This window comes from Actinoallomurus rhizosphaericola (genome assembly GCF_024055675.1).
Classification (GTDB): Bacteria; Actinomycetota; Actinomycetes; order Streptosporangiales; family Streptosporangiaceae; genus Actinoallomurus; species Actinoallomurus soli.
On record NZ_JAMXMW010000001.1, the window covers coordinates 219,604 to 245,044 of the forward strand.

Sequence of the window (25,441 nt, forward strand, 5' to 3'; positions counted from 1 at the left end):
TCGCCCCAGTAGACGGCATCGAATTCGCGTGGCTGCCAGTGAGTTCGGGTATGGGCTCGTTGTCGAAAATTGGGGTTCTGATCCCTATTTTGGCTGCTCCAGTGTGGGAGGCGCGTCGTCACCCATGGCAGTCATCCCGGATTGCCGGAATCGGTGCCGGTACGAGCGCGAATGCTTGCCCGAGCAGGGCGTAAGAATGCCGCCGCGCATCCGGGTCGGCGATCAGATCTTGGATCATGAGTTCGTCGACGCCGGTGTCCGCCGCGATGCGCTCGAGAAGGTCTCGCAGTCGCTCGGGGGTTCCGGACAAGGTCGGGACGACGAGTACGCCGGAGTAGCCGGTCTCCGTTGGCAGGCCCAGTTCACGGACGGCTGTCTCCGCGGAGGGAACCTTCGGGAGTCGGCGGCCCCGGGCTGCCTCCTGGTAGACGAGTTCGGCGGACGCGCGCAGCCGTCGTGCCTCGGTCTCGGTGTCGGCGCATGCCACGTTGAGGGCCAGCAATGAGTGCGGCTCCGGGGTGCCGGTCGGCCTGCCGCTCGGCCGGAACTGTTCTCGGTAGGCCTGCAGCGCGGGTGCGGCCCCGGGCGGGTTGAGGAAGCCGGCGAAGGCGTAGCGCAGGCCGAACCGCGCGGCGAGGACGGCACTCGACCTGGTCGAGCCGAGAAGCCACGGTTCGGGCCGACCGTCGACCCCGGTCATGAAGGAGACGGCCGAGAAAGGGTGATCCGCTGGGAATCCCTGGTCCAGCCAGGCCAGGACCGCACCGATCTGGTCCTCATGGTCGACGGCTACTCGCGGACGAGTCGGGTGGATCTGCAGGGCCGCGTCGATGACCGGTCCCGCTGTCGCCCGGCCCATCCCCAGATCGATCCGGCCGGGGAACATCGCGTGCAGCTGCCCGAATGTCTCGGCGGTCCGGAACGCGCTCCGGTGATTGAGCAGGACAGCGCCGGACCCCACTCTGATCCGCCGTGTGCCGGCCGCGACGCGGGCGATCGCGACCTCGGGGGTGGAACCGGCTTGCATCGGCGAGCCGTGGAGTTCGGTCACCCAGTAGCGGAGGTAGCCGGCCTCGTCGGCGAGGGAGGCGAGTTCGACGGAGTGCCGAAGAGCCTCGACGGCGGACGAGCCCTCAGGGACGGGGGTCGCGTCGAGGATCGAGAGCCTCATGCCGGGGCCTCCGATCCGGTCGGGTCAGGCTCTCGTGATGCTCTCAGGCTGAACTCGAGGTACTGGTCGATGTCACGCAGCTGCCGGGTGCGGGCCCGGCGGATCTCCTCGACCGCGTCGGCACCGAGCGGCAGGCGGTCTGGCGGGTTTTCGAGGTCGACGAGTTCGGCGATCCCGTCGGCGATGGCCGCCGCGTCACTCGGCGCACCACGTACTCCATCGACGATGGCACGCAGCCCCGCACGCGCGTCGTCGTAGTCCGGGATGGTCGTGTCCGGCCCCAGGCGCCGGGCCCACCTGGCCCGGAATCCAGTCCGGACAGAACCGGGTTCGACGATCGTCACCCGGATGCCCAGCGGGCGCAGCTCGGCGGCCAGGGACAGCGAGAAGCCTTCGAGCGCGTGCTTGCTCGCGACGTAGGCGGCCATGCCAGGCGCGCCGATCTGGCCGGCGAGCGAGCTGATCTGGATGATATGCCCGCTGCGACGTCCCCGTAGGTGGGGCAGCGCGGCCCGCACGACGTTCCACGGCCCGAAGAAGTTGGTCTCGAATTGGGCGTGCAAGGCTGTGTCGGCAAGCTCTTCTGCCATGCCCGGCTGGGCGTAACCGGCGTTGTTGACCACGACGTCGAGCCGTCCGAACCGCGCCAGGGCGTTCTCGACCGCCACTCGCGCCTCGTCCTGGCTGGTCACGTCGAGCGCCACCGGCAGGATCGCGTCGCCGAAGCGCTCGACGAGCTCGGCGAATGCCCGGATGTCGCGGGATGCGGCGACTACGCGCTCGCCTGTGGTCAGCACCCGCTCGAGCAGGGCCATCCCGATGCCTCCGGCGGCGCCGGTGACGAGCCATACCCGGTCTGGTGCCGTCATGCCGCGGCCCCGGCAGACCGGCCATCGCCGATGCTGTCGGCGCCATCGGTGAGGACGCGGCGCTCGACGAACAGCCACCGGTCGCCGATACGGCGGAGATGGTCGGCGTACTCGCCGACCATCACGATGCTGCTCTCGCCTGCCGACCGGGTCGCGACGATCTGGAAGAAGCAGTGGGCGCGCGCCTCGTCACCGTCGACGTCGATGCGGATGTTCGACAGGAAGTGGCGGAGCCGCGGCATCCCCGTCGACTCGAGTTCGCGAGCGTGCGCGGCGAAGCGCTCCTTGTCCTCGACGGCCCGGAACGTGTCGTAGGCCCCGTGGAACACCCCGTCGGGGGTGAAGCATTCGGCCCACCCGTCGATGTCGAGCGCGTCGACGGCGACGTTGTAGGCGAACAGCAGGTCGGTGATGGCGGCGCGGTCGTCGTGGGGGGTCATGCTGTCCTCCGGTCTGCGAACTGAACAACTTTGTTCAGTATGGATGATATGAACAAAGTTGTCCACTTTGCTATGTTTGGGTTCATGGGTGCTCAGGACAACGGAGGTCGCGCGCCACGACGCGATGCGCTGCGGAACACCGCCCGGGTGGTCCAGGCCGCCCGCGAGATGGTCGCCGAGTGCGGCCTCGACGTCGGGTATCACGACGTCGCGGCTCGTGCGGGGGTCAGTGCCGCGACCGTCTACCGGCGCTTCCCCGAACGCGCCGAGCTGCTCGAGGCGGTCCTGCTCGACGTCCTGGACCAGCTCAACGAACTGAGCGACCGCCTGGCCGAGGAGGCCGATGCATGGGGAGCGTTCGAGCAGTTGTTCGTCGCACTGGCGTACGAGAACGCCCGCAACTCGGGGCTGTCGGGGTCACTGAAGGACCACGGCGGCCCCGCCGTCCAGGCCGCCCGGCAGCGCCTCCTGGCCGCGTTCGCCGCCGGCGTGCGGAGGGCGCAGGCGGACGGACGGATGCGGGAAGACGTGACCTGGCAGGACGTCCTCCTGCTTTCGCGGCTGCCGTCCCCGTCGAGCAGCTACATGGACGTGCACCCGCAGGACGACATCCTCGAGAAGGGCTGCGCCGTCGTACTGGCCGGACTCCGGCCCGCACCGGACTAGGGGTGCTGCGTCATTCGGGTTGTTCGAGGTCGGGGAGGGCCTCGTAGGCGGGTTTGAGGACGTCGATGAGGTCCCGGCGGCGGACCTTGACCTTGGGCGGGTCGAGGAGGCGGAGCAGCAGGGCCGGGGGGACCGGGGGAGCGGGCGGGCGGTCGCGGACGACGGCGGGCGCCCAGAAGTCCTCCATCCGCTCGGCCAGGGGCGTCTCCTCGATGGTCAGCGGGTCGACCTCGGCGGGTTCGAGGCGGCGGAGGCCGGCGAGGAGGTCGTCCTTCGTGCGGCCGTGCCAGGCGAGGATGAGGAACGGGTCGTCGTCGAACGCCTCGGCCAGGAGGTAGAGCACCGCGGCGGTGTGCTTGCACGGGTCGCCCCAGTCCGGGCAGCTGCACATCAGGTGCATGTCCGCCGACGACTGCGGGAACAGCGAGACGCCGAAGATGGCGAAGACGTCCTCGATCTCCGGCGGCATCTCCCCGGCCAGCAGCCGCGCCCGGAACACCGCCTGGGAGGCCAGGGCCTGCTCGATCGACTCCCAGACCGTGTCCGGGACCGGGTCGATGCCGATCGACACCTCATACGGCTCGGGGTCGGAGCCCTGGACGAGGGCGGTCACCTCGTACGCGTCGATCCGCAGCTTCATCACCTGGCCCTTGCGGGCGTACGTGCGGCCCCGCGTGAGCCGGCCGCGGTCGGCGAAGGACTCCAGGACGTCGATGAAGCGGCGTGACCACCACTCCTCGCCGATCGAGCCGCGCCCGCTCGACTTCGCCTTCAGGCCGCCCTCGACGGGCCGGGCCTTCCCGTAGATCGGCATCAGTCGCTCACCGCCTCGGGGTCGAGCCGCATGATCTCGCGCAGGTCGGTGACGGACAGCTCGGTGAGCCAGCCCTCGCCGGTGCCGACGATGCGCTCGGCCAGGGACTTCTTGCGTTCGATCATCTCGTCGACCCGCTCCTCGATCGTGCCGACGCAGATGAACTTGCGGACCTGGACGTTCTTGGTCTGCCCGATGCGGAACGCGCGGTCGGTCGCCTGGTCCTCGACGGCGGGGTTCCACCAGCGGTCGACGTGGACGACGTGGTTGGCCGCGGTGAGGTTCAGCCCGGTGCCGGCCGCCTTCAGCGACAGCAGGAAGATCGCCGGGTCGGCGTCCTCCTGGAACCGGCGGATCAGCTCGTCGCGCTGCTTCTTGGCGACGCCACCGTGCAGCCACAGCACCGGGCGGTCGAGCTTGGCCTCCAGGTGCGGCCGCAGCATCGCGCCGAACTCGGCGTACTGGGTGAAGACGAGCGCCTTCTCACCCTGCTCGACGACCTCGGCGCAGATCTCCTCCAGGCGTTCGAGCTTGCCGGAGCGGCCGTGCAGGCGCGAGCCGTCCTTGAGCAGGTGGGCGGGGTGGTTGCAGACCTGCTTGAGCTTGGCCATGGTGGCCAGCACGAGGCCGCGCCGCTCCATGCCCTCGCTGCCGCTGATCTGGTCGAGCATGTCCTCGACGGTCGCCTGGTACAGCGACGCCTGCTCCTGCGTCAGGTTGCACCAGACCTTGATCTCCTGCTTGTCCGGCAGATCCGTGATGATCGTCTTGTCGGTCTTGAGGCGGCGCAGGATGAACGGGCCGGTCGCCCGGTGCAGCGCGGCGGCGGCCTCCTCGTCGCCGTGCGCCTCGATCGGCACCGCGAACCGCTCGCGGAAGTACTGGCGCGGCCCGAGCACGCCGGGGTTGGCGAACTCCATGATCGACCAGAGCTCGGTCAGGTGGTTCTCCACCGGCGTGCCGGTGAGCGCGAGTCTGCTGCGCGCCGGGATGCTCCGGACCGCCCGCGCCTGCCGGGTGCCGCTGTTCTTCAGCGCCTGCGCCTCGTCGCAGACGACGCGGTCCCACTCGATCGCGGCGAGCGCCTCATGGTCCCGCGCGGCGGTCCCGTAGGTGGTCAGTACGAGGTCGGCCTCGGCCGCCGCCTTGACGAGGTCATCCCCGCGGTGCCGCCCACCGCCGTGGTGCACGTAGATCCGCAGCTTCGGCGTGAACCGCGCCGCCTCCCGCTGCCAGTTCCCGATCAGCGACATCGGCCCGATCAACAACGTCGGCCGGGAATTTGTCCGATTCACGAGCAGGGCAAGGGTCTGGGCGGTTTTACCGAGTCCCATATCGTCCGCGAGGATCGCGCCGAGGCCGAGGCGGTCGAGGAAGGCCAGCCAGGCGAGGCCGCGTTCCTGGTAGGGGCGCAGCGTTCCCTCGAAGTCGTCCGGGGTGCCGATCGGCTCCAGGCGGCGGTCGGCCTCGCCGGAGAACAGGTCGCCGAGCGGGCCGTCGGCGTCGACCTGGAGCAGCGGCAGGGCGTCGTCGCCCGCGTGGATGGCGGCGCGGACGGCCTGGGCCGCGGTCATCTCGCCGGTGCGGCGCTGCTGCAGGAAGTCGAGCGCTGAGGCGAGCTGCCGCTCGTCCAGCTCGACCCACTTGCCGCGCAGCCGTACGAGGGGGGCCTTGAGCCGAGCCAGCTCGGCCAGCTCCTCCTCGGTGATGTCCTCGCCCTCGATCGCCAGGTCCCACCGGAAGTCGACCATGCTGTCGAGGCCGAAGCCGGAGGAGGTGGCGGCCCCGGCCCCGTCGGTCGCGGTCTTGGCGCGGGTGGTGAGCTTCATGCCGAGCCGCGCCCGGCCCGCCCACTGCGGGAGCTGGACGCCGAAGCCGGCGGCGGACAGCAGGGGCGCCGACTCCCGCAGGAACCGGAACGCGCCCTCGGCGTCGGTCGTCACGCTGGTGGGCGTCGCGACCCGCAGCGCCTGGGCGAGGTCCGGGTAGAGGCGCAGCGCGCGGCCCAGGCCGGTGAGCAGGGTCTCCTCGGCGTTCGGCACCGAGGTGACCTCGCCCGTCCAGAGGGCGGCGGCCGGGACGTAGAGACTGGGGTCGTCGGTGCCCTGCACGGCGAACTCGACCGTCCACGGCCCCTGGACGGCGACCTCGCCCTCGGGCGCCGGCGGCTCGACGAGGCGGAAGCAGACGCGGAGCGGGCCGTGCGACCGGCGGGCCGCGGCCGCCCAGGCGTCCAGCTCGGCGGCGAGCGCGTCCGGGTCGTCGCCCGGCTCCCGGGACACCGTCGGGTCGGGCCCGGTGAGCGCGGCCGCCCAGCGCTCGGTGAGCGGCAGCCGGTCGGGCACCCGCCCCGCGCGCTCGGGCAGCAGCGGGTGCGGAACGACGCCGCGGACGGCGGCGTCGACCAGGCCGGACAGCGCGTCCAGCAGGACGTCGGACGCGGCGAGGTCCTCGTCGGCGGCGCGGCAGGCGGGCGGCATGGCGGCGGCCAGCTCACGGAACCGCACGGCGTCGTCGCCGGTGATCACCGGCCGCCACCGGGCCGTCAGGTCGCCGTCCTCGCGTACGAGCGCGGGCAGGACCCGGCCCCGGGCGGCGAGGTGGACCGCCTCCTCGGCGACGTGCGCGAAGAACCGCAGATCGGCGCCGCGTACGACGTCCTCGGCATCGGCGGCCGGGTGCAGCAGCGTCATCGCGGCTAGCGGGTCCAGCACGAGCGCCGGAATCTGCCAGGGATGCGGCTCGGGTCGTCCGGACGCGGGCTCGCGCGCCAGCTCGGGGGAGGGGAACGGGCCGATGGCGGAGCCGGGGAGGATCAGGGTCGGCTCGATCCGAGGCGCGCCGTGCGTCACGGCCGCGTACGACGTGCCCTCGAAGTCAGGGGCCGCGAAGGGGTGCGGCTTCGGGGACGTGCGGATCCGCGTGGTCGGCGGGAGGGTGGAGTCCTCGGCCCACAGGCACAGCGCACCGCCATGCCAGGTGGCATGCGCGACGAGCATGATCGCCCTGCCCCCCCGTGACGACGCTCCGGACCAGGTGAAGCTATCAAACCGGTCCGACAGCGTTCGTTACGCTCACGACGCGAGGCAGGCAGTCGATGAGGGAGGTCGTGTTGGGCGAGTTCGTACGCGTGGAGGTCGAGGAGGCCGTCGCCACCATCCGGCTGGACCGGCCGAAGGTGAACGCCCTGAACGCGCAGGTCGTGGCCGAGCTGGCCGAGGCGGCGCGGGCCGTGGACGCCGACCCGGACGTCCGGGCCGTCGTGCTGTACGGCGGTGAGCGGGTGTTCGTGGCCGGCGCGGACATCAAGGAGATGGCCGAGCTGCCGTACGCCCAGGCGACCGGGCACGCCCGGGCCCTGCAGGACGCGCTGAACGCCGTCGCGCGGATCGGCAAGCCGGTCGTCGCCGCGATCACCGGGTACGCGCTGGGCGGGGGCCTGGAGCTCGCGCTCTGCGCCGACTTCCGCGTCGCGGGGGAGTCGGCGAAGGTGGGCCAGCCGGAGATCCAGCTCGGCGTCATCCCCGGCGCCGGCGGCACCCAGCGGCTGCCCCGGCTGATCGGCCCGTCCCGTGCCAAGGACCTGATCTTCACCGGGCGGCACGTCGGCGCCGAGGAGGCTCTGGCGATCGGCCTGGTGGACCGGGTCGTGCCGGACGACCGGGTGTACGCCGCCGCGACCGAGCTGGTCGCGCGGTACGCCACGGGCCCGGCGATCGCGCTGCGCGCCGCCAAGCAGGCGATCGACACCGGCCTGGAGACCGACCTGGCCACCGGGCTGGAGATCGAGCGGCTGCAGTTCGCGGGCCTGTTCGCCACCGAGGACCAGAAGAACGGCATGCGCAGCTTCATGGAGGAAGGACCCGGGAAGGCCCGCTTCACCGGCCGCTGACGGAACCCGGCGGCCCGGTCGTACGTCACACGATCGTGAACGGGTCAGGAGGCGGGGCGCCCGGCGAGCCGCTGCCGCCCGCGGCGCAGGCGAGGCTCGGGCAGGCCCGCGGGTCCGGCACCTGGACCTCCGGCCTGACCGTGAACGAGTTCGCCGGGCTGCGGTCGGTCGGGTTCGAGCCGGTCGGTCAGGTCATGGGCAGCACGGTCCACAACCTGGCCTGGTGGTATCGCGCGTCGATCGACTGCGGCTACCGGCGCGCCTTCCTCGGCCCCGGCTCCGCGACGACGATCACGTCCGGGATGCAGGGCGCGTGGGGCGGTTATGGCGCGTACGTCGACACGCTCTACCGGGCCCGGCACACGGCGATGAGCCGGATGGCCGCCGAGTGCGCGGCGCTGGGCGGGGACGGCGTCGTGGCCGTACGGCTGACCGTCGCGCCGTTCCAGGGCTCGGCGCACCATCTGGAGTTCCAGGCGATGGGCACGGCCGTCCGCGCCGCCGGGGACGTACGCCCGGGCCGGGTGTTCCTGTCCCATGTGAGCGGCCAGGAGTTCGTGAAGCTGATCGAGACCGGCTGGGTGCCCGTGGACCTGGTGATGGGCACCTCCGTCGGCGTCCGCCATGACGACTGGCGGGTCAACTGGTCCACCGGCAGATTCGCGCCCGCGCAGGAGGTGGGCGGCTGGACGGAGCTGGTGTCGGTGACCCGGCACGAGGCCCGCGCGCGCCTGCTGGCCGACGCGGGGCGCACCGGCGCCGACGGGGTCGTCGTCTCCGGGGTCGACCTGCGCGTGAACGAACGTGAGTGCAGGGTGGCCGACAAGCAGCACGACCACGTCGTCGAGACCACGATCCTCGGCACCGCGATCGCCGAGTTCCGCGCTCCGCACCGCCCGATCCGCCCGTTGACGATCATGAGGTTGAGATAGATGACCGATCCCGTCGCTCAGGGAGTTCCCGCCGACGCGATGACCCGGCTCGCCGAGCTGCGCCCGGGGGCGCCCGGTGGGCTGTTCACCAGCGACCTGTCCGTGAACGAGTTCCTGCTCGTCCGGGAGGCCGGGTTCCGTCCGCTGGGGCTGGTGCTGGGCAGCTCGATCTACCACGTCGGCATCCAGGTCGGCCGGTGGAGCAAGAACATGGAGCTGGACCAGCTGTCCGGCGCGATGTACCACGCGCGGGAGCTGGCGATGACCCGCATGGAGGCCGAGGCGGACCAGCTCGGCGCGGACGGCATCGTCGGCGTCCGGCTGCGCGTGGAGTTCCGCGACTTCGGCAGCGACATCGCCGAGTTCATCGCGATCGGCACCGCGGTCAAGGCCGACGACACCTCCCAGACCTGGCGGAACAACAAGAACCAGCCGTTCACCTCCGACCTGAACGGCCAGGACTTCTGGACCCTGATCCAGGCGGGGTACGCGCCGCTGGGCATGGTGATGGGCACCTGCGTGTACCACGTCGCGCACCGCCGGCTCGGCTCGGTCCTCGGCAGCCTCGGGCAGAACGTCGAGATCCCGGAGTTCACCCAGGCGCTGTACGACGCGCGGGAGCTGGCGATGACCCGCATGCAGGCGGAGGCGCAGGCCCTGCACGCCGAGGGGATCGTCGGGGTCTACCTCGACCAGTTCCACCACCAGTGGGGCGGCCACACGATGGAGTTCTTCGCGATCGGGACGGCCGTACGGCCGCTGCGGGCCGATCACGTCATCGCCAAGCCGCAGATGGTGCTCGGGCTGGACCGCTGATTCACTGATGGCCATGGACTTCGACATGGTGGCCGCCGCGCTGCGCCGGGACACCGCCGACCTCGCCACGTACGCCCGCGTGCTCACCGGAACGCTCGCCGACGCGCTGCCGCCCGGCTGCGTGACCGTAGAGCACGAGCGGAGCCTGGGCGACCGGCTGCGGGGCCGTGACGGGCGGCCCCACCGGATCGTCGTCCGGCTCGGCGAGCGCACGCTGTCCCTCACGGCCGCCGCCGGCCGGCCGGTCGGGGAGATCCACCACGAGGTGCGCGGCGTCGTGCTCTCCCGCGACCAGGTGACGCTCGACGTGTGGGTGCGCGCCCTCACCGAGGAGCTCCTGGCCCAGGCCGAGGCGGACGCCCGTGCCGCCGAGGCGCTGCGCCGCCTGGTGGCCGGCGGCTGACCGGCGAAGGTCCACGCTGTACGGTCGAGGCGCCGTCTTCGTGAAGGGAGTCGTCAGTGCGGGTGTTCGTCTCGGTCGACATGGAGGGCGTGTCCGGGCTCACCGACCCGGATGAGATGCGGGCGGGCGGGCGCGGCTACGAGCGCGGCTGCGAGCTGATGACCGCCGACGCGAACGCCGCGGTGGCGGGGGCGTTCGACGCCGGAGCCGACGAGGTGATCGTCACCGACGCGCACGGCAGCACGAAGAACATCCGTGCCGACCTCATCGACGAGCGGTGCTCGCTGATCCGCGGGCCGTACCGCCCGCTGCGGATGGGGCAGGGGCTCGACACCGGCCACGACGCGGCGATGTTCGTCGGCTACCATGCCCGCGCGGGCGTGCCGCACGGCGTGCTCAACCACACGTGGATGGGTTACGAGATCCAGAACCTCTACCTGAACGGCGAGATCTGCGGCGAGATCCGGCTGATCGCCGCGCTGGCCGGGTCGATGGGCGTGCCGGTCGCGCTCGTGGCGGGCGACGAGGCGGCGTGCGCGGAGGCCCGCGAGGTGCTCGGCGACGTCGAGACGGTCGCGGTGAAGAAGGGCATCGACCGTTACTCCGCGCAGCTCCTGCCGCCCGCCCGCGCCCAGGCCCTGATCCGGGAGGGCGCCGCCCGCGCCCTGCGCGACCTGGACCGCCGCCGCCCGTACACGGTGCCGTCCCCGTACACGCTGGGCATCGACTGGGCGTCCACCGCGATGGCGGAGTCCTGCGCGATGATCCCGGGCGTCAAGCGGCTCGGCCCCCGGTCGGTCGAGTTCACCAGCGACGACTACGCCGAGATCATGGCGGTTCTGGGCATCTTGGCCTCGATCGGCGGAGACGTCGGCTGCACCGGCCGGCACTACGGCTGACGCCGGCGGTCCAGGAGACGTCGGTAGGGTGACGTCCCATGTGGGGACTGTCGCTCGAGCCCGCCCTCGACCGTACGGATCTGCTCGCCGCGCCCGTGGCGGAGGCGATCCGCGGGTGGAAGGGCGAGGACGCCTTCCAGGTGGCCGAGATCGACCCGGAACTCGCCGACACCGCCGCGTTCTGCGAGCGGTACGGCACTCCGCTGGACACGTCGGCCAACTGCGTGATCGTCGCCGCGAAGCGGGGCGGCGAGGTGCGGCTCGCGGCCTGCGTCGTGCTCGCGACGACGCGCGCCGACGTCAACGGCGTCGTACGGCGCCGGCTCGACGCGCGGAAGGCGTCGTTCGCGCCGCAGGAGCAGGCCGTGACGGAGACGGGCATGGAGTACGGCGGGATCACGCCGTTCGGCCTGCCCGCCGAGTGGCCGGTCCTGGTGGACCGGGCCGTCGTCGAGACCCCGTACGTCGTCGTCGGCAGCGGGGTGCGGCGGTCCAAGCTGATCGTCCCCGGCGCCTCGCTCGCCGCGCTCGGCTCGGCCGAGGTCATCGAGGGCCTCGCCCGCTGACGGACCCGGCGGGGCCCCTGAGCCCCGCCCGGTTGACACGATCCGGAACCTCCGGAGCGGGTTCGGCGTCAAACCCTGCATGAACGCGACGGGAGTTGCGCCGCTGGGCTCGTACGAGCTGCTGGAACGGGTCGGCGAGGGGGCCACGTCCGTGGTGTACCGCGCCACGGACCGGTTCGGGCGGACGGTCGCGGTGAAGGAGCCGCGGCGCGAGTTCGCGCACGACCCGGGCGTCCGCCGCCGCCTGGCCCGTGAGGCCCGGGCGATGGCGCGGGTGCGCAGCCCGTACGTCGCCGAGGTCTTCGACGCCTGCCTGGACGGCGACCGTCCCCACCTCGTCACCGAGTTCGTCGCGGGCGTGCCGCTGCGCGACCTGGTGACGACGTACGGGCCGTTGTGGGAGGAGGCGCTGTACGGCTTCGCGGAGCGGTTCGCGCGGGGCCTGGCGGCGGTGCACGGGGCCGGAGTGCTGCACCGGGACCTCAAGCCCGGCAACGTCATGGTGCTCGGCGGCGTACCCAAGATCATTGACTTCGGCATCGCGCGGGAGACGGGGACCGAGGAGGTCACCCAGCCGGGCGTGCTGACCGGGACGCCGGGCTACGTCGCGCCCGAGCTGATCGACGGCGGTCGCTGCAGTGAGGCGTCCGACGTCTTCTCGTGGGCCGCGACGGTCGCGTTCGCGGCGACGGGCCGCCCGCCGTTCGGGGCGGGCTCGCTGCACGGCGTCTGCTTCCGGGTGCTGCGCGGGGCCGCCGACCTGGACGGCGTGCCCGAGCCGCTGCTGCCGCTGCTGCGCCGTGCCCTGTCCCGCGACCCGGCCGAGCGCCCGACCGCGGCCTGGCTGGCGGGTCGTCTGACCGAGCGGCGGCCGGTTCCCGCGTGGTGACCGGTTCCGCCGGGAAGGCCGTGAGGTGACACATGCCCAGGTATCGTGACGCATCTATGGAGGGGGTCGAGACGTCCGGCGAGAGCATCGGCCGATACCGCCTGATCGAGAAGATCGGGGAAGGCGGTATGGGGGTCGTGCACCTCGCCACCGACCCCTTCGGCCGCAAGGTCGCCGTGAAGGTCCTGCGGCCCGGCGTCGCGTCCGACCAGACGGCCCTGCGCCGGCTCGCCCGCGAGGTCGACTCCATGCGCCGCGTCCACAGCCCGCACGTCGCGGAGATCGTCGACGCGGACGTGACGGCCGAGCCGCCCTATGTCGTCACCCAGTTCGTCCCCGGCCGGACCCTGGAGCAGGCGGTCCGCGACGACGGCCCGCTGCGCGGCGACGCGCTGCAGCGGCTGGCGACGGGGCTGGCCTCCGCGCTGGCCGCCATCCACGACGCCGGCATCGTGCACCGGGACCTGAAGCCCGGCAACGTCATGTTCCTGGAGAACGGCGAGCCGGTCGTCATCGACTTCGGCATCGCGCAGGGCGTCGACGCGACGCGGCTGACCGCGACCGGCCTCGTGATCGGCACCCCCGGCTACCTCGCCCCGGAGATCATCGAGGGTGAGGACGCCGGCGCGCCCGCGGACGTCCACGCCTGGGCCGGCACGATCGCGTACGCCGCGACGGGGCGGGCGCCGTTCGGCGGCGGCACGTTCGAGTCGATCTTCTACAAGATCATGGAGGGCCGTCCGGACCTGGACGGCGTGCCCGAGGCGCTGCTCCCGGTCGTCCGGGCGGCGATGGCGCGCAACCCGGCCGAGCGGCCGACCGCGCACGCCCTCGTCGAGCTGACCCGGCGCATCGACGTCAACAGCACCCGGCTGGACCCGCCGTCGTCCCAGACCAAACGGCTCACCGCCGTCTCGTCCCCGCCGCCGTCGCCACCGGCACCGGCCCGCCCGCGCGACTTCGTCGGGCAGCTGCCCCCGGCGCCGCCGCCTCCGCCTCCGCAGCAGTACGCGCGTTCCCCGTACGGCGCGCCGGGGCCGCAGCAGGGCTCGCCGGGGTACGTGCCGCGCCCGCCGAAGCCGCCGCGGCCGGACGAACCGAAGCCATACGGCGTCTACCGGTTCCTGAGCCTGCTGCTCCTCGTCGCCGCGATCGGGCTGTCCCTGGTGACGCCCACGCTGGCGCTCGTCGTCGTGCTCGCCGTGCTGCTCGTCCTGCGGACCGCCGACCGCGGCCACAAGGAGCTCACGTCCAAGCGCACCCGGCGCGGACCGCGCTCGGGCGACCTGGTCGCGGTCATCGCCAAGTCGCCGTTCACGGCGGTGCGCGCGGCGCTGGGCATGCTGCTGGTCAGCCCGCTGGCGATCATGGCCGGTGTCATCGTGCTGCTCATCGGGCTGGCCGCCAAGACGGCGCTGACGATCCCGCACGCGGTCGCGCTGGGCACCGCGGCGTTCGTGATCGTGCAGTGCCTGGGGCCTGGCAGCGAGCCCCCACGCCGTCAGCTCGCGCGGTTCTGGGGAGCCGCGCTGCCGAGGCGGAACCAGGCCCTGATCGCGCTGGCGGTCATCGGATTCGTCGTCTTCCTGCTCGTGTCGTTCGCGCTCAGCCAGACGCCGGACCTGCGGCCCTTCGCGACCGGGTCGTCGATGCGCGACCTCGCCCACCTCCGCTCCGGCATCCGGAGCCTGCTCGGCGGCTGACCAGAGGCAACCCCTGACCAGAGCCGACGCCTGACCAGGGGCGGCGCCCGACAGAGGAAGATCGAACGATGCCAGTGGAGGACGTCCCGGTGGACAAGGTCGGCCCCTACCGACTCGTCGCGGCCCTCGGCGAGGGCGGGATGGGCGTGGTCCACCGGGCGGTCGACGACGCCGGCCGCGAGGTGGCCCTCAAGGTCGTGCGGGCCGAGTACGCCGAGGACCTGACCTTCCGGCGGCGGCTGGCCCGCGAGGTCGACACGATGCGGCGGGTGCGCAGCCCGTACGTCGCCGAGGTCCTCGACGCCGACGTCGCCGCCGAACGCCCCTACATCGTCACCCGCTTCATCGACGGCCACCCGCTCGACGGTGTGGTCCGCGCGGCCGGGCCGCTGTCCGGCGGGCCGCTGGCACGCGTGGCGATCGGCCTGGCCGAGGCCGTGGCCGCCATCCACGAGGCGGGCGTCGTCCACCGGGACCTCAAGCCGAACAACGTCATGATGGTCGACGGCGCCCCGGTGGTCATCGACTTCGGCATCGCGCACGCGGCGGACGCGACGCGGCTCACCCGGACCGGCCTGGTCGTCGGCACGCCGGGGTACCTCGGGCCGGAGATCCTCGACGGCAGGCCGCCGGGCCCCGCCGTCGACGTGTACGGCTGGGCGGCGACCGTCGCGTTCGCCGCGACCGGCCGCGCGCCGTTCGGCGGCGGCTCGCTGGAGGCGGTGCTGGCCCGGATCCTGTCCGGCAACCCCGACCTCGACGGCGTGCCGCCGGCCCTCGAACCGCTGCTGCGCGCGACCCTCGCCCGCGAGCCGGAGGCCCGGCCGCCGGCGGCGGAGCTCGCGGGCCTGGTCCGCGCGCTCGACCTGGGCGCCCCACCGCCCATCGCCGCGACGGCCCTCGGCCCGGCCGTCGACGCCGCCGGTCCCGCCGGCGCGCCGCAGGACTCCCGGTCCTCCGGCGGCATCGGCACGCCGGCGGATTCCCGGTCCTCCGGCGGCACCGGCGGGCCGGCGGGCTCGCGGGCTTCCGGTCCCGCCGGGGCGGCGCCGGACTCCCCGGCCTCCGGCCCCGGCGCGGCGGCACGCGTTCCCGAGCCGCAGGCGAGCCCGGCGGCCGGGCCGGTCCCGGCCTCTCCCGGAGGGGCCCCGCCTCGCCAGGCGCCGCGCGTGGCGCTCGGCTGGTACAAGCTGCTCGCCTACCTGGCCATCGTCACGGCCGTGGCGGCCTGTGCCGTGGTCCCCATCGTCGGCCTGCCCGTCGTGGTGGCGGCCGTCTGGTACCTGCGGGCGGGGGACTCGGCCGTCCGGTCCCGCCGGGTGCCGGTACGCGGCGCCCAGGACCTCGTGCTGGCGCCCTTCCGCCTGCCGGGATCGCTGGGCCGGTCCACCGCGGCGCTGGTGCCCGCCCTGCTGTACGCGGCCGTGGCGGCGGCGGTGACCGGCGCGGCGCTGATCGCCTGGACCGCCTGGCACGACGTCGACTGGCCGGACGCCGTCATCCGGTGGAGCGCGGCGGTGTTCGCGGCGGTGACGCTCGCCGGGCCCGGCGTCATGGGGCCGCGCCGCCAGGCGGTCCGGCTGCTGTCGGCGCTGGCCCGGAGCCGGGCGCAGGCCGCGTCGGTGGGCCTGTGCCTCGCCGGGATCACCGCGCTCGCGGTCGCGGCGGGGTGGCTGCTCCGCCCGCGGTGGTGGCCGATCGGTGACCGGGCGGGCGCCATCGTCGATCTCACGGACACGATCGCCGGGCTCCTGCACCGGTGACGCGCGAGGCGTCCCCGCTCGGGGCGGCATGCGCCCTCCGGATGCGCGCGGCGTGTCGGCCGCGTCGCGCGGGATGGACCCCCGCGGCGCGGTAGTGTGGCACCGCCTTCGACGTCCGCCCGATGCGGGACCCCAGCGACTTTTTCCGAGGAGGGAACGGCGTTTCTCGCCGGCCAGGCGGCCGGGATGCGCGCCGCGCGCCGATGACGTGGGATGAGACATCCGGCGTGGTCTCCGACCCGCCTCGGGAGGGCGGGGAGACCGTCGACGCCGTCGTCGAGGGCTGGTCACGACTCCTCACGTACCTCGTCGTCGCCAGCGTGTTCGGGATCGCCGTCATCACGCCGTTCTTCGGGCTCCTGCTGGCGCTGGCGGGCGCGTCGTACCTGCGGGCCGGGCAGTTCCACGCGCGAAAACACCCCGCCACCCCGCTGCGGCTGACGGTCGGCCCGCTGACCGCGCCGCTGGACCTCGTCCGCGGTGTCGTCGGGACGCTGCTGACCGTGCCCTACGCCGCGGTGTTCGCCGTCCTGGTGCCGATGGTGATCATGGCGGCGGCGGCCGCCGACGTCCAGGTCGCCCCGCTGGTCGCGGCCGCCTGGGGGGCCGGGGCCGCGGCGTACGTCCTGCTGGCCGCGCCGGGCGTCCGGGCGCCGCGCCGGCATCTCCAGCAGGTCTTCACCGCGCTCGCGTACGGCCCGCGCCGGATCGCGGTCATCGGAGCGCTCCTGTGCGCGGTGACGCTCGCCGTCCTGGCCGGCGCGATCGTCCTGCGGCCGAGCTTCGCCCCCATGTACGAACTGGAGAACTCCATCGCCCAGGAGCTCTCGCGATTCCAGGACTCCATCCAGCAGCGCGTGTCGTGACCGGGGACCGGCCGGGCCGGGCATTTACGATCTTGCGGTAGCCCGTCGACCGCGGAATCCCCCCCATGACGTCCCTGCGCGAGAGTCTCGGCCCCTACCGGCTCCTGGAGGAGATCGGTGTCGGTGGCATGGGCGAGGTGCATCTCGCGCTGGCGCCGGACGGCAGCACGGTCGCGGTCAAGATCCTGCATCCCGCCGTCGCCCGCGACCCGCTCGCCCGCCGCCGCCTCGAACGCGAGGTCGCGACCATGCGCCGGGTCCGCAGCGCGTACGTCGCCGAGGTGGTCGACGCGGACTTCACCGGACGCCGTCCGTACGTCGTCACGAGGTACGTCCAGGGCCGCTCCCTCGACCTGCGGGTACGCCGCGAGGGCCCGCTCCGCGGCGCGGCGCTGCCGACGATGGCGCGCGGGCTGGCCCGCGCGCTGCACGTGATCCACGCGGCCGGGGTCGTGCACCGCGACCTCAAACCGGCCAACGTGATCATCGTCGACCGCGATCCGGTCGTCATCGACTTCGGTCTCGCGCACGTCCTGGACGCGACCCGGCTGACGCGTACGGGCATGGCGATCGGCACGCCCGGCTACCTGGCGCCGGAGATCCTCGACGGGGAGCGGGCCGGGCCGGCCGCCGACGTCTTCTCCTGGGCCGGGACGGTCGCGTTCGCGGCCACCGGCCGCTCGCCGTACGGGCCGGGGCCCGCGCAGGCGATCTTCTCCCGCGTGCTGCGGGGAAGGCACGACCTCCGCGGCGTCCCGGGCGAGCTGCGGGCGATGCTCGAGGCCGCGCTGGCGATCGACCCGGAGGCGCGCCCGGGCACCGGCGACCTCCTGGAGGCGTTCGCCGCACGGCGCCGACCCCGGCCGGCGGCGGTGTCGCGCGGCCCCCGGCCGGTCGCCGCCCCGGACGCGCGACCGGCGCGGGACCCTCGTGCCGCGCCCGACGTCGTGCCGGCGTGGGACGTCACGCCGGCGCGGGAGGTTCGGGGCGCGGCTGAGGGCACGCCGGCGCGGAGCGTTCGCGGCGCGCCGGACGTCGTGCCGGGGCCGGACGCTCTCGCCGTTCCGCCGGCGGGGGACGCTCCCGCCGCGCTCGACGCCTCGACGGACGCCCCGGAAGCCCCGGCGGCGGGCGGTGCTCCGGGGCCCGACGGTGTTCCGCCGGGGGAGCGGCCCGCCGGGCCGGGTGCCGGGGAGCGGCGCCGCGGCCTGCCGATGCGCCTGCTGCGCGGGGCGGCGGCGCTCGCCGTGCCGGCGGCCTGCTACGCCCTGCCGGTCCTGGCCGTCGGGACGATCCTGTCGGCCTGCGCCGCCGGCTACACGTGGGACGCCGTGGCCCGCGCCCGCCGCCGGACGGCGGCACGGGTCGGCCGGCTTGCCCGTCTCGGCTCGGTGCTCGCCGCGCTCGTCGCGGTCCCGGCGCAGACGGTGGTCCGGCTGGTGGCGCTGGTCGTCGCGATGGTCGTGGGGTACGGCGCTGTGCTGGGAATCACCTGGTGGTCGGTCGTGCCGCGCGAGCGGGCCCTGGCGCTGCCCCTCGGGGTGCTCATGGTGGTGGCGGCGGTCGTGCGCGCACGCTACGGCGGTGAGCGCCGCGTTGCCCGGCTGGTCCTGGCGGTCCTGGCCGCCGGAGCGCTGGCGCTGGCGGTGGTGGGGATCCCGTTTCCGGCGTGGTGGCCGTTCACCGCACCGTGAACGGGGTGGACGGACTTTTGCACAGTCGCTACCCGTGGGTAACATCGGGGGCGACACGAGGGGACGCCCCGGAGCCGAACCACCTTCGGGTGTTTGGCAGGCTTAGGGCGTCCAACGCGTCAGCCCGCGTCGCCCGCAGGGACGGCGCCCGTCGTGCCGGAGGAGCGCGTAGATGAAGTGTGCAGGGAGGGCGGACACCATATGAACATCGTCGTCTGCGTGAAGCAGGTTCCCGACACGGCGACCGAACGCAAGCTGCGGTCCGACGACAAGACCCTCGACCGCGAGGCGGCCGACGGCGTCATCAACGAGCTCGACGAGTACGCCGTCGAGGAGGCCCTGACCCTCAAGGAGGCCCACGGCGGTGAGGTGACCGTCCTCACCATGGGCCCGGAGAAGGCCACGGAGTCGATCCGCAAGGCCCTGGCCATGGGCGCCGACAAGGCCGTCCACGTGTCGGACGAGGCGCTGCACGGCTCGGACGCGCTGTCGACCTCGTACGCGCTCGCGCAGGTGCTCAAGAAGATCGGCTTCGACATCGTCATCCTCGGCGCGGAGTCGACCGACGCCCGTACCGGGCTGCTGGCCTCGATGCTGTCCGAGCGGCTCGGCGTACCCCAGGTGACGCTGGCGAACAAGGTCGAGATCGACGGGTCCTCGCTCAAGGCGCAGCGGCTCACCGACTACGGCTTCGACCGCGTCGAGGCGAGCCTGCCCGCCGTCGTCAGCGTCGTCGAGAAGATCAACGAGCCGCGCTACCCCTCGTTCAAGGGGATCATGGCGGCGAAGAAGAAGCCGGTCGAGAAGCTCGCCGTCGCCGACGCCGAGATCGACGCCGCCAAGGTCGGGCTCGCCGGGGCCTCGACCGAGGTCGTCGACTTCGCCGACGCGCCACCGCGCGAGAAGGGCCAGATCGTCAAGGACGAGGGCGACGGCGGCGTGAAGGTCGCCGAGTTCCTCGCGTCCAAGAAGTTCATCTGAGAGGCGGGGAAATGGCGGAGATTCTCGTCCTCGTCGACCATGTCGACGGAGAGGTCAAGAAGGTCACCTTCGAGCTGCTGACGCTCGCGCGCCGGCACGGCGACGCCGCGGCGGTATGGGTCGGCCCGGGCTACGAGGGCGCCAAGGACAAGCTCGCGGAGTACGGTGCGGCCAAGGTCTACGTCGCCGCCGACGAGGAGCTGACCTCCTACGTCGTCGCGCCGAAGGCCGAGCTGCTGGCTCAGCTCGTCGCCGAGAAGTCCCCGGCCGCGGTCCTCGTCGCCGCGACGGGCGAGGGCAAGGAGATCGCGGGGCGTCTCGCGGTCAAGACCGAGTCCGGCGTGCTCACCGACGTCGTCGACGTCGCGGACGGGTTCGTCGGCGAGCACTCGATCTTCGGTGGCGCGATCGTCTCGCACGCCAAGGTGATCAAGGGCACGCCGATCATCGCGGTCCGCCCGAACTCCACGGCCCCCGAGGCCGCGCCGTCGACGCCCGCCGAGGAGCAGGTGTCGGTGACGCTGTCCGACGCGGCCAAGGCCGCCAAGGTCGTCGAGAAGGTCGTCCAGGAGAAGGGCGAGCGCCCGGAGCTGACCGAGGCCGCGATCGTGGTCTCCGGCGGCCGGGGCGTCGGCGGCGCCGACAACTTCAAGCTCATCGAGGAGCTGGCCGACTCGCTCGGCGCGGCCGTCGGCGCCTCGCGCGCCGCGACCGACGCCGGCTGGTACCCCCACACCTTCCAGGTGGGTCAGACCGGCAAGACGGTGTCGCCCCAGCTGTACATCGCGGTGGGCATCTCCGGTGCCATCCAGCACCGGGCCGGCATGCAGACCTCCAAGACGATCGTCGCGATCAACAAGGACCCGGACGCGCCGATCTTCGAGCTGGTCGACTACGGCATCGTCGGCGACCTGTTCCAGGTCGCCCCGCAACTGACCGAGGAGATCACCAAGCGCAAGTGACCTCGCGCGCGACGACGCCCCGGCGGATCCATCGCCGGGGCGTCGCCGTGTCCGGGGAGCGTCAGTGCGCGGTCGGGGTGGGCACGGGCGCCCCCGGCGACGGCGGGCCCTCGTGCACCTGGCGGGTCGGCCCGACCCACAGCATGACCTGGCCCTGCGCCCACGGGTCGGCGTCGTGCACGAACCATCCCGGCTTCACCTTCGCCGGCGGCACGCCGTACTGGTACGGCCGGTTGTCGCCGTTCGCCGCCACGTACCGGTACTGCGGCACGGTGACGTGCCGCTTCTTCAGCATCGCGAGGACCTCGGCGACCGTGCGGCCGCGGTACGTCAGCCCGTGCATCACCTCGCCCGGCGCGTCGGCCGGGGCGGTGGAGGAGTACTGCTCGCCGGGCCGGGCCGCCCGCCCGAACACCTCCATCGAGTGCGCCTTGTAGTCGAGCGGGATCTTCAAGCCGACCGGGCAGTCGCCGCCGCCCCCGGTGCGGCACCTGCCCCGCGCCGTGATCACCTTGATCGCGTCACCCTCCGACTCCGACATCACCACCGTGCCGACGATCGACGGGGACACCGGGACCAGCCGCAGGTCGATGTTCATGCCGTGCGCGGCGAACTCCTTCCGGTACCGCGCCGGATCGGCGAGCGGGTCCTTGACCTTGACGATCAGGTACCGGCCCTGGGTGGAGAAGGTCAGCGCCGCCAGCTGGACCCTCGGCGCGCCGCTCCGCGTCGTCTGCGGTGTCTGCCTCCGCGGGGCCGGTGAACCGGACAGCACGGACGCGGCGACGACGGACGCGGCGACCGCCGCGCCGGCCAGCGGCAGGCCGATGACCAGGGTCCGGCGGCGCCGTGCCGGTCGTTCCTCCGGCACGGCGGTGGACGTGATCCGGTCGGCCAGGTCGCTTCTCGTCCCGGGGCTCACCATGCGGGCCGCCTCCTCGTCCGTGACGGGCGCGAGCCGCCCGATCAGCTCCTCGTGCTTCATGCGTGCTCCCCCTTCGCGACGCGCGCTCGGTGGTGGTGGGTCTCCGCACGGGATTCCCGGGCCTCCTGGTCCGCGAGCGCGCGGGCGAACCGCTTGCGCGCCCGGTGGAGCCGGATCCGTACGGCGTTGCGCGAGCAGCCGAGCACCGTGGCGATCTCCCCGGCGTCCAGGCCCTCCCAGCCGACCAGCGACAACAGCTCCCGATCGTCCTCGGACAGGCCGCGGAACGCCTCCGCGACGGCGCCGGACCCATCGCGGTCCTCGGCGGGACGGATCACGGGTCCCAGCTCGGCCCGCAGCCGGTCGCCGAGCGCGCTGCGCCGCCGTTCACCCCGGCGGTGGTTGGCGAGGACCCGCCTGGCCACGCCGTAGAGCCAGGGACGCGCCCCGTCTCCGGCGGGAACGTCGTCGAGACGCCGCCAGGCGATCAGGAAGGTCTCGGCGAGGACGTCCGCGGCGTCGTGCCCGTTCTCCGCGCGGCGCATGACGTATCCGAGGACCGGGTCATGACAGGCCGCGTAGATCTCCGCGAATCTTCGCCTTCTCTCGTCGAGAGGTTCCAAGCCCCTCTCCTCTCGGTCGGTGTCCCGCGCGAGGTGCGCTCACCTACAGACCTGTCCGGCCGACCCGTACCATTTCGCGAAATGATCACCTATGTCCGGGCAGCGCGTCGCTCCTGGCGGGAGCCGCGCCGGGATCCGTACTGGCTCGCGGGCGCCTTCCTCCTCGCGTACGCGGTGCTGTCGCTCGCGCGGTACCGGCGCATGGAGACGCTGTCCTGGGACCTGGGGATCTTCGAACAGGCCGTCCGGGGGTACGCGCACCTGCGCGCCCCGATCGCCGACATCAAGGGCCCCGGCACGAACGTCCTCGGCGATCACTTCAGCCCGATCGTCGCGCTGCTGGCGCCGCCGTACCGGATCTTCCCGACGCCGGTCACGCTGCTCGTCGCCCAGGCCGCGCTGTTCGCCTTCGCCATCGTCCCGATCACGCGGGTCGCCGCGCACCTCCTCGGCCGCCGACAGGGCCTGGCGATCGGCGCCGCCTACGGGCTGTCCTGGGGCGTCCAGCGCGCGGTGCAGTTCGACTTCCATGAGATCGCGTTCGCCATGCCGCTGCTCGCCCTCTCGCTGGAGGCGGTGCTGCGCGGGCGGTGGTGGGCGGCGATGGCGTGGGCGCTCCCGCTCGTCCTCGTCAAGGAGGACATGGGGCTCACGGCCGCCGCGATCGGCTGTGCGGTCGCCCTGCGGGCACGGCGGGACCCCGCGCGCGCCCGTGTCATCCCCTGCGCGGTCGCGCTGGTCGCCTTCGGCGTGGCGTCGACCGTCCTCGCCCTCCTGGTGGTGATCCCGGCGTTCAACGGCGGCGGCGACTACGGGTACTGGCAGAAGCTGACCGGCCACGGCGTGCACGGCGCCCGCCATGTGCCGCCCGGCGTCGCGATCCGCACCGTGCTGTGGACCCTGGTGCCCACGAGCGGCCTGTACGCGCTGCGGTCCCCGCTCGTCCTCGTCGCCGTGCCGACGCTGGGCTGGCGCCTCGCCTCACAGGACGAGCACTACTGGGGGATCCACTGGCACTACAGCGCCGTGCTGATGCCGGTGGTGCTCCTCGCGCTCGTGGACGCGGTCGCACGGACCCGTGCCCGTACGGACGGGCCGCGCTGGACACGGGCGTGCGCGGCCCGGCTCCCGGCCGCCGTCGTGGTCGCCGCCCTCGCGCTCACGACGACCCTTCCCCTCGGGGCTCTCCTGCACTGGGGGACGTACCGGGTGGACGCCCGGACCGTCGCCGTGAAGAGACTGCTCCGGAAGATCCCGGACGGCGCGACCGTCGAGTGCGACGTCCCGCCGATCAGCCGGCTGACCCGCCGTACGACCGTCTACTGGATCGGCGACGCCAAGGGCGTGACCCCGGACTACCTCACGTTCTCCCTGCGGTCGCTGCCCAGCGGGGATCCTCTCGGCTTCGCGCGCGCCCTCCACCCCACCGCGAACTACCGCGAGGTCGCCCGGGCCGGGGGCTACGTCGTCCTCGCCCGGGAGCGGGGGAGCGGGGCCACCTGGACGGGATCCTGAGAACGGCGGGCGCCGGCCGGACGCTGATCCACGCATACGGCATCCACCTGAATCAGCACCAAATCTGACGTTTCGGTTGACGCGTGATGACGGATCGGAGCAGGCTTCCCCGAGTCATTTTCGATCTTGGGGGATTCGTCGAATGTTCGACCGACGTCGCGTGATCGGCGCGGGGGCCGTGCTGGCGGCCGCCATCGGCACCGGAGCCGTTCTCGCGCAGCAGCACCGGTCCTCGCCCGCCGTGGGACTCCAGGCGGCCTCCGCGCCGACCCGGCAGGCGGCGTTCGCCGCCGCGGGGAAGCGGTACAAGGTGCCGGTGAGCGTCCTGCTCGGGGTCTCCTACCTGGAGTCGCGATGGGACGCCAACGAGGGCCTGCCCAGCACGAGCGGCGGGTACGGCCCCATGCACCTCACCCAGGTCGCCGCCGCGCCGGGGGTCAGGGCGGAGCAGGGCGACGGCGACGACCCCGCCGCCTCGGCGGCGCCGACGGCGGCCGCGGCCCCGGATGAGCAGACGATCCCGGTGGCCGCCCGGCTGACGGGGATCGACGCGGGCCGGCTCCGCACCGACCCGGCCGCCAACATCCAGGGCGGCGCCGCCCTGCTCGCGAAGTACCAGCGGGACGCGGGCGGGCCGCTCGCCGCCGACCCGGCGCGGTGGTACGCCGCCGTGACCCGCTACGGGGGGAGCGGGTGGTTCGCCGACCAGGTCTTCTCGGTGATCCGCTCCGGCGAGTCCCGGACCACCGACGACGGGCAGCAGGTCACCCTGACGGCCGATCCGAAGGCCGTACCGGCGGGCGCGGCCACGCGGACCGCCGCGAGCGCCGCCGCCGCGACCGACTGCCCGGCGAGCCTGAAGTGCGAGTGGATCCCCGCGCCGTACAAGCAGCTCGACCCGAAGGACCCGTCGAAGTTCGGCAACCACGACGTGGCCGACCGCCCGGCGAAGCAGAAGATCGACTACATCGTCATCCACGACACCGAGTCGTCTTACGCCTCGGCCGTGAAGTCCGTCAAGGACCCGGCCTACCTGGGCTGGCACTTCACGATCCGCTCGAAGGACGGGCACGTCGCGCAGCACGTGCGGGTCAAGGACGTCGGCCGGCACGCCGGGAACTGGTACATCAACTCCAAGTCGATCGGCGTCGAGCACGAGGGCTACGTCGCCAAGGGCACGTGGTACACCGAGGCGATGTACCGCGCCTCGGCGACGCTGGTCCGCCACCTGGCCGCGACCTACGGCGTCCCGCTGGACCGGGGGCACATCCTCGGCCATGACAACGTGCCCGCCCGGGTCATGGACACCGTGTCCCAGATGCACCAGGACCCCGGCCCGTACTGGGACTGGGCGCACTACTTCAGCCTGCTCGGCAAGCCGCTCAAGGGCTCGGCGAGCCTCCACGGCCGGGTGATGATCCTGCCGAGCTACGCCGAGAACAAGGTCACCTACACCGGCTGCGACGCCGCGCACCCGAGCGCCAAGTGCCCGGCGCACGGCGGTGCGTCGATCATGCTGCGCACGAAGCCGAGCTCGACGGCCCCGCTGGTCAAGGACATCGGCGCGCACCCGAGCACGGGCGGAAAGGCGACGACGAGCGTCTACGACCACTCCGCCCGCGCGTCGACCGGCCAGACCTACGCCGTCGCGGAGAAGAAGGGCTCGTGGGTGGCGATCTGGTACCTCGGGCAGAAGGCGTGGTTCTACAACTCCACGAGCAAGCGCCGGGCGGTCGCGGCCCCCGGCCTGGTCGCCACCCCGAAGACGTCGTCGGCCAAGATCTGGGGGATGGCCTACCCGGAGGAGTTCCCCGCCGGGGTCACGCCGCCGTCGGACAAGAAGGCCGCGCCGCTGAAGTACACCTTCGCCAAGGGCCAGAAGTACGCCGTCATCGGCAGCGAGACCGGTGAGTACTTCCACTCGGTGACGTACGACCCCGCCAAGCACATCGTGGTCACCGGCCCGCAGAAGTACTACGAGATCCAGTTCGGCCACCGCGCCTACTTCGTCAAGGCCGAGGACGTGACGGTCTCCACCGTCTCCTAACGGAC

General features: G+C 73.1%; 23 protein-coding genes. 16 read left to right on the plus strand and 7 right to left on the minus strand.

The genetic code is table 11. The features are described from left to right. Positions 1–118: 118 nt before the first annotated feature. Genes NE234_RS01065 through NE234_RS01075 form a run of 3 tightly spaced genes read right to left on the minus strand, consistent with a single transcriptional unit; the run spans position 119 to position 2,480 of the window. Complete coding sequence (locus tag NE234_RS01065) at positions 119–1,171, minus strand: MsnO8 family LLM class oxidoreductase (protein WP_252775934.1); 1,053 nt, start codon at positions 1,169–1,171, stop codon at positions 119–121. Continuing rightward, positions 1,168–2,040 (minus strand): SDR family oxidoreductase, encoded by an 873-nt coding sequence (locus NE234_RS01070; protein ID WP_252775935.1) that lies wholly within the window; start codon positions 2,038–2,040, stop codon positions 1,168–1,170. Before NE234_RS01070 ends, NE234_RS01065 begins: the two co-directional genes overlap by 4 nt. Further along, positions 2,037–2,480, minus strand: a complete 444-nt coding sequence (locus tag NE234_RS01075) for a nuclear transport factor 2 family protein (protein ID WP_252775937.1) — start codon at positions 2,478–2,480, stop codon at positions 2,037–2,039. The genes NE234_RS01070 and NE234_RS01075 overlap by 4 nt, the downstream gene beginning before the upstream one ends. 84 nt (positions 2,481–2,564) lie before the next feature. On the opposite strand from NE234_RS01075, the gene NE234_RS01080 reads away from it, so the two are divergent. Next, positions 2,565–3,146: a TetR/AcrR family transcriptional regulator gene (locus NE234_RS01080; protein ID WP_252775940.1), complete on the plus strand. Its 582-nt coding sequence runs from the start codon at positions 2,565–2,567 to the stop codon at positions 3,144–3,146. Between the two features lie 10 nt (positions 3,147–3,156). Here the strand turns inward: NE234_RS01080 and NE234_RS01085 are convergent, their stop codons facing one another. Beyond that, the gene (locus NE234_RS01085; protein WP_252775941.1) at positions 3,157–3,960 is read right to left on the minus strand and encodes an SWIM zinc finger family protein; all 804 of its coding nucleotides are present in this window, start codon (positions 3,958–3,960) and stop codon (positions 3,157–3,159) included. Then, positions 3,960–6,959, minus strand: coding sequence for a DEAD/DEAH box helicase (locus NE234_RS01090; protein ID WP_252775943.1), 3,000 nt, complete (start codon positions 6,957–6,959; stop codon positions 3,960–3,962). Before NE234_RS01090 ends, NE234_RS01085 begins: the two co-directional genes overlap by 1 nt. Positions 6,960–7,072: 113 nt before the next feature. On the opposite strand from NE234_RS01090, the gene NE234_RS01095 reads away from it, so the two are divergent. The 13 genes from NE234_RS01095 to NE234_RS01160 all read left to right on the plus strand — a co-directional run bounded on the left by NE234_RS01095 (position 7,073) and on the right by NE234_RS01160 (position 20,326). Beyond that, positions 7,073–7,852, plus strand: coding sequence for an enoyl-CoA hydratase/isomerase family protein (locus NE234_RS01095; protein ID WP_252775945.1), 780 nt, complete (start codon positions 7,073–7,075; stop codon positions 7,850–7,852). Between the two features lie 35 nt (positions 7,853–7,887). Next, positions 7,888–8,784 (plus strand): heavy metal-binding domain-containing protein, encoded by an 897-nt coding sequence (locus NE234_RS01100; RefSeq protein ID WP_252775947.1) that lies wholly within the window; start codon positions 7,888–7,890, stop codon positions 8,782–8,784. Continuing rightward, positions 8,785–9,600, plus strand: coding sequence for a heavy metal-binding domain-containing protein (locus NE234_RS01105; protein WP_252775949.1), 816 nt, complete (start codon positions 8,785–8,787; stop codon positions 9,598–9,600). A 13-nt stretch (positions 9,601–9,613) separates the two neighbouring features. Next, positions 9,614–10,003, plus strand: a complete 390-nt coding sequence (locus NE234_RS01110) for a hypothetical protein (protein ID WP_252775951.1) — start codon at positions 9,614–9,616, stop codon at positions 10,001–10,003. A 56-nt stretch (positions 10,004–10,059) separates the two neighbouring features. Continuing rightward, positions 10,060–10,902, plus strand: a complete 843-nt coding sequence (locus tag NE234_RS01115) for a M55 family metallopeptidase (protein ID WP_252775952.1) — start codon at positions 10,060–10,062, stop codon at positions 10,900–10,902. A gap of 38 nt (positions 10,903–10,940) precedes the next feature. Beyond that, on the plus strand, positions 10,941–11,468 hold the full coding sequence (locus NE234_RS01120; RefSeq protein WP_252775955.1) for a YbaK/EbsC family protein: 528 nt from the start codon (positions 10,941–10,943) through the stop codon (positions 11,466–11,468). A gap of 79 nt (positions 11,469–11,547) precedes the next feature. After that, entirely contained in the window at positions 11,548–12,357 is an 810-nt protein-coding gene (locus tag NE234_RS01125) for a serine/threonine-protein kinase (RefSeq protein ID WP_252775958.1), read from the plus strand. Positions 12,358–12,413: 56 nt separating this feature from the next. Next, positions 12,414–14,060 (plus strand): serine/threonine-protein kinase, encoded by a 1,647-nt coding sequence (locus NE234_RS01130; protein WP_252775960.1) that lies wholly within the window; start codon positions 12,414–12,416, stop codon positions 14,058–14,060. 68 nt (positions 14,061–14,128) lie between these two features. Next, a complete protein-coding gene (locus NE234_RS01135; RefSeq protein ID WP_252775964.1) occupies positions 14,129–15,823 on the plus strand; it encodes a serine/threonine-protein kinase in 1,695 nt (564 codons plus the stop codon). 227 nt (positions 15,824–16,050) lie between these two features. Next, complete coding sequence (locus NE234_RS01140) at positions 16,051–16,689, plus strand: hypothetical protein (protein WP_252775966.1); 639 nt, start codon at positions 16,051–16,053, stop codon at positions 16,687–16,689. A gap of 65 nt (positions 16,690–16,754) precedes the next feature. Next, the gene (locus tag NE234_RS44995) at positions 16,755–18,383 is read left to right on the plus strand and encodes a serine/threonine-protein kinase (RefSeq protein ID WP_305886655.1); all 1,629 of its coding nucleotides are present in this window, start codon (positions 16,755–16,757) and stop codon (positions 18,381–18,383) included. Positions 18,384–18,584: 201 nt separating this feature from the next. Beyond that, on the plus strand, positions 18,585–19,364 hold the full coding sequence (locus tag NE234_RS01155; protein WP_252775968.1) for an electron transfer flavoprotein subunit beta/FixA family protein: 780 nt from the start codon (positions 18,585–18,587) through the stop codon (positions 19,362–19,364). Between the two features lie 11 nt (positions 19,365–19,375). Then, positions 19,376–20,326, plus strand: coding sequence for an electron transfer flavoprotein subunit alpha/FixB family protein (locus NE234_RS01160; protein WP_252775970.1), 951 nt, complete (start codon positions 19,376–19,378; stop codon positions 20,324–20,326). A gap of 61 nt (positions 20,327–20,387) precedes the next feature. Here NE234_RS01160 and NE234_RS01165 read toward each other — a convergent pair whose 3' ends face one another. Next, on the minus strand, positions 20,388–21,311 hold the full coding sequence (locus NE234_RS01165; RefSeq protein ID WP_252775973.1) for a hypothetical protein: 924 nt from the start codon (positions 21,309–21,311) through the stop codon (positions 20,388–20,390). Continuing rightward, positions 21,308–21,874, minus strand: a complete 567-nt coding sequence (locus NE234_RS01170) for an RNA polymerase sigma factor (protein WP_252775976.1) — start codon at positions 21,872–21,874, stop codon at positions 21,308–21,310. The genes NE234_RS01165 and NE234_RS01170 overlap by 4 nt, the downstream gene beginning before the upstream one ends. 81 nt (positions 21,875–21,955) lie before the next feature. On the opposite strand from NE234_RS01170, the gene NE234_RS01175 reads away from it, so the two are divergent. Both NE234_RS01175 and NE234_RS01180 read left to right on the plus strand, forming a co-directional pair. Further along, positions 21,956–23,389 carry a DUF2079 domain-containing protein gene (locus NE234_RS01175; RefSeq protein WP_252775978.1) on the plus strand — a complete coding sequence of 478 codons (1,434 nt, stop codon included), beginning with the start codon at positions 21,956–21,958 and terminating at the stop codon, positions 23,387–23,389. A gap of 142 nt (positions 23,390–23,531) precedes the next feature. Then, entirely contained in the window at positions 23,532–25,436 is a 1,905-nt protein-coding gene (locus NE234_RS01180) for an N-acetylmuramoyl-L-alanine amidase (RefSeq protein WP_252775980.1), read from the plus strand. Positions 25,437–25,441 lie beyond the last annotated feature (5 nt).

Coding starts and splice junctions, on each gene's coding strand:
- NE234_RS01065 (WP_252775934.1), bottom strand. CDS start 1,171: ATGAGGCTCTCGATCCTCGACGCGACCCCCGTCCCTGAGGGCTCGTCC.
- NE234_RS01070 (WP_252775935.1), bottom strand. CDS start 2,040: ATGACGGCACCAGACCGGGTATGGCTCGTCACCGGCGCCGCCGGAGGC.
- NE234_RS01075 (WP_252775937.1), bottom strand. CDS start 2,480: ATGACCCCCCACGACGACCGCGCCGCCATCACCGACCTGCTGTTCGCC.
- NE234_RS01080 (WP_252775940.1), top strand. CDS start 2,565: ATGGGTGCTCAGGACAACGGAGGTCGCGCGCCACGACGCGATGCGCTG.
- NE234_RS01085 (WP_252775941.1), bottom strand. CDS start 3,960: ATGCCGATCTACGGGAAGGCCCGGCCCGTCGAGGGCGGCCTGAAGGCG.
- NE234_RS01090 (WP_252775943.1), bottom strand. CDS start 6,959: ATGCTCGTCGCGCATGCCACCTGGCATGGCGGTGCGCTGTGCCTGTGG.
- NE234_RS01105 (WP_252775949.1), top strand. CDS start 8,785: ATGACCGATCCCGTCGCTCAGGGAGTTCCCGCCGACGCGATGACCCGG.
- NE234_RS01110 (WP_252775951.1), top strand. CDS start 9,614: ATGGACTTCGACATGGTGGCCGCCGCGCTGCGCCGGGACACCGCCGAC.
- NE234_RS01120 (WP_252775955.1), top strand. CDS start 10,941: ATGTGGGGACTGTCGCTCGAGCCCGCCCTCGACCGTACGGATCTGCTC.
- NE234_RS01125 (WP_252775958.1), top strand. CDS start 11,548: ATGAACGCGACGGGAGTTGCGCCGCTGGGCTCGTACGAGCTGCTGGAA.
- NE234_RS01130 (WP_252775960.1), top strand. CDS start 12,414: ATGGAGGGGGTCGAGACGTCCGGCGAGAGCATCGGCCGATACCGCCTG.
- NE234_RS01135 (WP_252775964.1), top strand. CDS start 14,129: ATGCCAGTGGAGGACGTCCCGGTGGACAAGGTCGGCCCCTACCGACTC.
- NE234_RS44995 (WP_305886655.1), top strand. CDS start 16,755: ATGACGTCCCTGCGCGAGAGTCTCGGCCCCTACCGGCTCCTGGAGGAG.
- NE234_RS01155 (WP_252775968.1), top strand. CDS start 18,585: ATGAACATCGTCGTCTGCGTGAAGCAGGTTCCCGACACGGCGACCGAA.
- NE234_RS01160 (WP_252775970.1), top strand. CDS start 19,376: ATGGCGGAGATTCTCGTCCTCGTCGACCATGTCGACGGAGAGGTCAAG.
- NE234_RS01165 (WP_252775973.1), bottom strand. CDS start 21,311: ATGAAGCACGAGGAGCTGATCGGGCGGCTCGCGCCCGTCACGGACGAG.
- NE234_RS01175 (WP_252775978.1), top strand. CDS start 21,956: ATGATCACCTATGTCCGGGCAGCGCGTCGCTCCTGGCGGGAGCCGCGC.
- NE234_RS01180 (WP_252775980.1), top strand. CDS start 23,532: ATGTTCGACCGACGTCGCGTGATCGGCGCGGGGGCCGTGCTGGCGGCC.